Consider the following 5,289-nt stretch of genomic DNA (forward strand, 5'->3'; position numbering starts at 1 on the left):
CTCCTGCCAGCCCTCATAAGCCACCCGGTCCGCTCCTTCTCCTCTCCCCCCCCCCCCCCCCCCCCCCCGGGGCGGGGAGCGGCGGTAGGGGTGAGGTCGTCATGTCAGTCGAGACGACCAGCGCGCACCGCACGGTTGCCCTCTGTCCCTGCACGGTCCCGCTGGTCTTCGGCTCTGTGATGGGCCGGGTTGAGGTGTGCGGGGAGGGCGGCGCCCCGGCCATTGGCGGGGGTGCCGCCCTCCTGGAGCAAGCTGGTGTTCAGTGGACGCTGTGCAAGTGGCCTCGGGTGGCCTTGCGGGGCTGCACGGCTTTCTTGCGGGCCCTTTCCTTGTGGTAGAGGTCGAGGCGTCGTTCGTGTTCGTCCTCGAAGTGGCCGACGTCGAGCCGGTCTTCGGCGGGAAGCGCTGCGAGGGCTGCCTGGCGGTCCTGGGGGGTGGGATAGGCGGCAAGCATGGGCTGGAGCTGGAGCTGGAGCTGGAGCTGGAGCTGGAGCTGGAGCTGGAGCTGGAGCTGGAGGCGGCCGCGGCCGACGGCGTAGACGAGGCGGGCCGCGATGAGGTTGGGTGCGATCTCTCGGCTACGTGACAGTGGTGTGCGAGACAGCGAGGGCTTGTGCGTTGGTGCTGGTCGGAGTCTGTTTTCGGGGCAGGTCTCACTGTCATGGGGTGGTATTCGTGCAGGTGGCGCACTGACACAGAACCGCGAGATCGCATGAGCAATGCTCAAGACCTGTGGATCGGGCTCGGGTTGGACGCGAAGTGCGTACCTTCCCGAGTGATTGATTGATGGTCACCGAGTAGGCCCGCGGGTCGGGAAGGCACGCCTGTGCTCAGCGTAGTGAACGACGACGGTTCCACCACCACCGGCTCCTTGATCGACGACATCGTCCGCGAGGGCGCCCGCCGCATGCTGGCCGTCGCCCTTGAAGCGGAGGTGGACCAGTACATAGCCGAGCTCGCCGGCCAGAAGGACGAGCGGGGCCGCCGCCTGGTGGTCCGCAACGGTCACCACCGTCCGCGTCAGGTCACCACGGCCGTCGGCGCGATCGAGGTGACCGCGCCACGGGTGAACGACAAGCGCGTCGACACCGAGACCGGTGAGCGTCAGCGGTTCTCCTCCAAGATCCTTGCGCCGTGGTGCCGCAAGTCCCCGAAGGTCTCCGAGGTCCTCCCGCTGCTCTACCTGCACGGCCTGTCCGGCGGGGACTTCGTGCCCGCGCTGGAGCAGTTCCTCGGCTCAGCCGCCGGGCTTTCCGGGCCGGTCGTCAACCGTCTGACTAAGCGGTGGCAGGCCGACCACACTGCCTTCCAGGCCCGTGACCTGCACGGATCCGACTACGTCTACGTGTGGGCCGATGGCGTCCACCCCAAGGTCCGCCTCGGACAGGCCCACTCCTGCGTCCTGGTCCTCATGGGCGTCCGGGCCGACGGGCGCAAGGAGCTCATCGCGCTCGCCGAGGGCCTGCGCGAGTCCACCGAGTCCTGGGCCGACCTGCTGCGCGACTGCCGACGGCGCGGCATGCGCGATCCCGCGCTGGTGGCCGGGGACGGTGCGATTGGCCTGTGGAACGGGCTTGCCGAGGTCTTCCCCGCCGCCCGCCACCAGCGGTGCTGGGTCCACAAGACCCGCAATGTCATGAACGCGCTGCCGAAGTCCGCGCAGCCCGGAGCGAAGAAGGCCCTGCAGGAGATCTACAACGCCGAGGACCGCGAGCACGCCGCCAAGGGCGTGAAGGACTTCGCCAGGACCTACGGCGCGAAGTGGCCCAAGGCTGCCAAGAAGATCACCGACGACGAGGACGAACTCCTCGCCTTCTACGACTTCCCGGCTGAGCACTGGTTCCACTTGCGCACAACAAATCCCATCGAATCGACCTTCAGCACCGTCAAGCTCCGGACCAAGGTCACCCGCGGCGCCGGCAGCGCGGCCGCCGCGCTGGCGATGGTCTTCAAACTCGCCGAGTCCGCCCAGGAACGCTGGCGCGCGATCACCGCACCCCACCTCGTCGCCCGCGTCCGCGCCGGTGACCGCTTCGGGAACGGCCACCTCGTCGAACGCCCCGAGGCCGACGCCGCATGACCACGGTGCCAGAATGTGTTGATGACCAGCGTAAAAGAAGTAGTCCACCAGTTCCTTCTGCAGGTGCGGTCGGGGCTGCACCCCGACCGGGCCGACCGCTACATGGCCGACCGGGTCCGGGCCCACCAGGTCGTCTCGGAAGCACCGGTGGTCGTGGAGCGAACCCCGCAGCAGTACGCCGAGCACGTTCAGGAGATGCTTGACGCCTATGGCGCCTTCACGCTGAGCGTGGACGAACTCCTTGCTGACGGTGATCGGGTCTACGCCCGCTGGATCCAGGTCGGGCAACACATCGGAGCGATCGACCAGTACCCGCCCACCGGCACGCAAATCACCGCGGTGACCAGTGCGGTCTATCGCGTCGTGGACGGCCTGATCGTCGAGTACTGGATCCAGATCGACCGGCAGGGCATCACCACTCAGCTAGAACAAGCCGCTGCCGAGCACTGACCCAAGACTCGATCCACAGATCTTGACAATTGCTCAGATCGCGGGACTCGCCGTTCTTGAAGAGCGCGCTCGGTGGCTGCTACAGGAGGCCGCCGGCAAGGGGGAGTGGTGCGACGGCGGAGCGGCCGGCGGGGAGGAAATGGCCGGTGGCGTGGTGGGCGCCCGTGGCGTTGCCGAGGAGTTGGCCGCCGACGCCGAGGCCCAGGCCGTGCAGGATGTGGTTGAGATTGATCCCGAGGATCCCGTCAGCCGGAACGGCGCTGCTGTGGCTGTTGGGCGTCGCGGCCTCGGCGTGGGCGGCTCCCGACATGGTCAGGACGGCTCCGGAAAGGGTGAGGGCGACAAGTACGCGCTCGGTGTTGTTCATACAGGAATGAACGATCTTGGACCGTGCTGGTCACCACCCCTGCCGAGCGCTGGGCTTGCCCGGTCAGGCAGCCGTGTCCTGTGCGGGGGCTAGGCGGCTGTGACGGTGCCGAGCAGGCCCTGAAGGATCGCGTCGCGCAGCAGATGCCGGAAGTTCATGGGGTGGTATTCGTGCAGGTGGCACTCACACGAAACCGAGAGATCGCATACGGGGAGGGAGTGACCTCCCTCGTGGAACCGGGCGCGGTACGACTGGAACTGACTGGCTGAAACCTGACCCATCGAGGCGCCCGCCCCGGGGATCCACACCCCGGGGCGCGTTCCGCGCTCCGGCTCCGTGTTAGGGCCTGTGTGAAGTCGTGATCAGTTGGTGGTCTTGAGTAGGTCGTCGATCCAGATCATTGCGGCGCGGAGGTGGATGCCGGCGAGGTAGCTCTCGGGTGACTTGTCGTATCGGGTGGCGATGCCTCGCCAGGCTTTGAGCTTGTTGATCAGGCGTTCTACGGTGTTCCGCTCTTTGTAGAGGTCAGCGTCGTGGGTGACGGGTCGACCGCCTCTCGCGCCCTTCTTCTTCTGGTTGGCGGTCTGGTCCCGCTTTTCCGGGATGACGGTCTTGATACCGCGTTTGCGCAGGTAGGAGCGGTTTCCGGGGGACGAGTAGGCCTTATCCGCGGCGACCGCGCCGGGCCTGCTGCGGGGACGGCCGACGGGCACGCGGACTCTCACCCGCGCGAGCACAGGGATGAACTGGGGGCTGTCCCCGGCCTGCCCGGCGGTCAGGACCAGCGCGAGCGGACGACACCGGCGGTCCGCGGCGAGATGAATCTTGCTCGTGAGCCCACCCCGGGACCTGCCGAGCAGGGCTTCCTTCAGACGGAGCCGGTGTCTGCGCCGGAAGCACCGACGCTCGGCCTGTCCGTTCTGTTCCTCCGTGCCGCCCCCTTTTGCCGGGCTGTCTCCTGCTCCTGCGCGGCTTCCTCCAGGGCGTCCATGAGGTGCTTGCTTACGCGCAGGCTGGCGGCGTCGTGGTGGGCGCGGACCGTGGTGGAGTCCACGCTGACCAGCGACAAGTCTGCCTGTCCGGCGCGGGCTCCCTCAGCGATCAGACCTTCCAGCAGAGCAGAGAACACGCCAGCGTTCCGCCAGACCCTGAAACGCCCATAGACGGTGGCCCAGGGCCCGAACTCGGCAGGCATCTCCCGCCACTGCCCACTGGAGCGGAACCGCCAGATCACACCCTCGAACTGCTCCTGCAGCCGCTCCGGGTACGGACCGTACCTACCAATCGGCAGGTACGGCTCGATGAACTTCCACTGGGCATGGGTGAGTTGCCTACGCGTCACCACCCCAGTCCTACCGGGTTCCACCCTGCGAAGAGGGCAGAAGCCAGGAACTGATCACGACTTCACACAGGCCCTAGGGGATCAATCCCTTCCCATTTTTCATCCGGATCTCATAATGAAGCATGCCAGCGGCCCCAGTAGAAACCTGTTCATCTGATAGCCGCCCCCGCCCCGCCGGTAGGGCCCGTCAGTGCGCCCGAACTACCGAGGTTCAGGGCACTGAGGTTAGGAACATTCCTCTGAATGTCTCCGATATCGAGGCTCTTGAGGTCAGAGACGCTGCCGAGGGTGACGGTGGGGCTGCCCTTGGGTTGGGGGCTTCCCATGGGGTTGTTGTTCTCGAGGAACTTGTTGGCGACGTTGAGGACGGTCTTATCGAGGTTCGTGGCGTCGGCTCCCTGCGCTGGAAGCCCGTAGTTCTCGGGGTGCTCCGTAACAGCGCCCCTCACCTTGGTGTAAAGCTGTTCCTCCGTAGGAACTTGGGAGATCATCGACCCCCCGATGTCCTGGATCAGGTCCGTCCCCCTCGGCTCGTCGGCATGGGCGGGGGCAGCGATAGAAATGGCGGCGGCGGCAAGCGCGGCAGCACCGATGATCTTCTTCATAACCAAAGAAACGACAGGCCTGAGGTGAGGACACGACCGCTCCCGTGCCTCCGGAACTTTCCTGACCTGCGACGCCTGGCGTGGCACCTCTCGTGATCCCACACAGCGCATCTCTACTGCCGCCCATCAGACGCGCGAGACCGTCACGCCCTACTACTGCTAGCCGGGTCCGCGGAGCGGGCCCTGATCCTGGAGGCGAAGCCGGAAGGCTGGGTGGGGGAGCGAAGCGGACCCACCCAGCGGAGCAAAGGCCCGGCCCCCGTGAAACGGGGTCACCCAGGCCTGCGGAGCAGGCCGTTCGGGATTGAGCGAAGCGAGACCCGAACCAGTCCGGAGCGAAGCACAGGACTCCGGCCGAAGGCCGGCACCAGCCCGGCGAAGCCGGGCAGCTCCTGGAGCGAAGCGGAAGGAGCCAGGCCCGAAGGGCTCCCACGCCCGGAGCGAA

The 5,289-nt window shown here is 66.9% G+C and carries 5 protein-coding genes and 1 pseudogene; 3 read left to right on the top strand and 3 right to left on the bottom strand.

The genetic code is table 11. From position 1 onward, the window contains the following. Positions 1–355: 355 nt before the first annotated feature. The 3 genes from ACZ7H1_RS37180 (at position 356) to ACZ7H1_RS37190 (ending at position 2,530) form a co-directional block, all read left to right on the top strand. Positions 356–586: a hypothetical protein gene (locus ACZ7H1_RS37180; RefSeq protein WP_470792906.1), complete on the top strand. Its 231-nt coding sequence runs from the start codon at positions 356–358 to the stop codon at positions 584–586. A 240-nt stretch (positions 587–826) separates the two neighbouring features. Continuing rightward, on the top strand, positions 827–2,080 hold the full coding sequence (locus ACZ7H1_RS37185) for an IS256 family transposase (RefSeq protein WP_470792907.1): 1,254 nt from the start codon (positions 827–829) through the stop codon (positions 2,078–2,080). Between the two features lie 21 nt (positions 2,081–2,101). After that, positions 2,102–2,530 (top strand): ester cyclase, encoded by a 429-nt coding sequence (locus ACZ7H1_RS37190; protein WP_470792909.1) that lies wholly within the window; start codon positions 2,102–2,104, stop codon positions 2,528–2,530. A 79-nt stretch (positions 2,531–2,609) separates the two neighbouring features. On the opposite strand, the gene ACZ7H1_RS37195 is transcribed toward ACZ7H1_RS37190, so the two are convergent. From ACZ7H1_RS37195 to ACZ7H1_RS37205, 3 genes and pseudogenes are all read right to left on the bottom strand, one after another. Beyond that, positions 2,610–2,897 (bottom strand): hypothetical protein, encoded by a 288-nt coding sequence (locus ACZ7H1_RS37195; protein ID WP_470792910.1) that lies wholly within the window; start codon positions 2,895–2,897, stop codon positions 2,610–2,612. Between the two features lie 362 nt (positions 2,898–3,259). Next, positions 3,260–4,239 (bottom strand): annotated as a pseudogene (locus tag ACZ7H1_RS37200) (IS5 family transposase). A 149-nt stretch (positions 4,240–4,388) separates the two neighbouring features. Continuing rightward, positions 4,389–4,844: a hypothetical protein gene (locus tag ACZ7H1_RS37205; protein WP_470792912.1), complete on the bottom strand. Its 456-nt coding sequence runs from the start codon at positions 4,842–4,844 to the stop codon at positions 4,389–4,391. Positions 4,845–5,289 lie beyond the last annotated feature (445 nt).

The organism is Streptomyces sp. NPDC037401, assembly GCF_055602345.1.

Bases quoted from the DNA above. Each gene is read 5' to 3' on its own strand.
- ACZ7H1_RS37205 (WP_470792912.1), bottom strand. From the start codon at position 4,844: ATGAAGAAGATCATCGGTGCTGCCGCGCTTGCCGCCGCCGCCATTTCT.
- ACZ7H1_RS37195 (WP_470792910.1), bottom strand. From the start codon at position 2,897: ATGAACAACACCGAGCGCGTACTTGTCGCCCTCACCCTTTCCGGAGCC.
- ACZ7H1_RS37190 (WP_470792909.1), top strand. From the start codon at position 2,102: ATGACCAGCGTAAAAGAAGTAGTCCACCAGTTCCTTCTGCAGGTGCGG.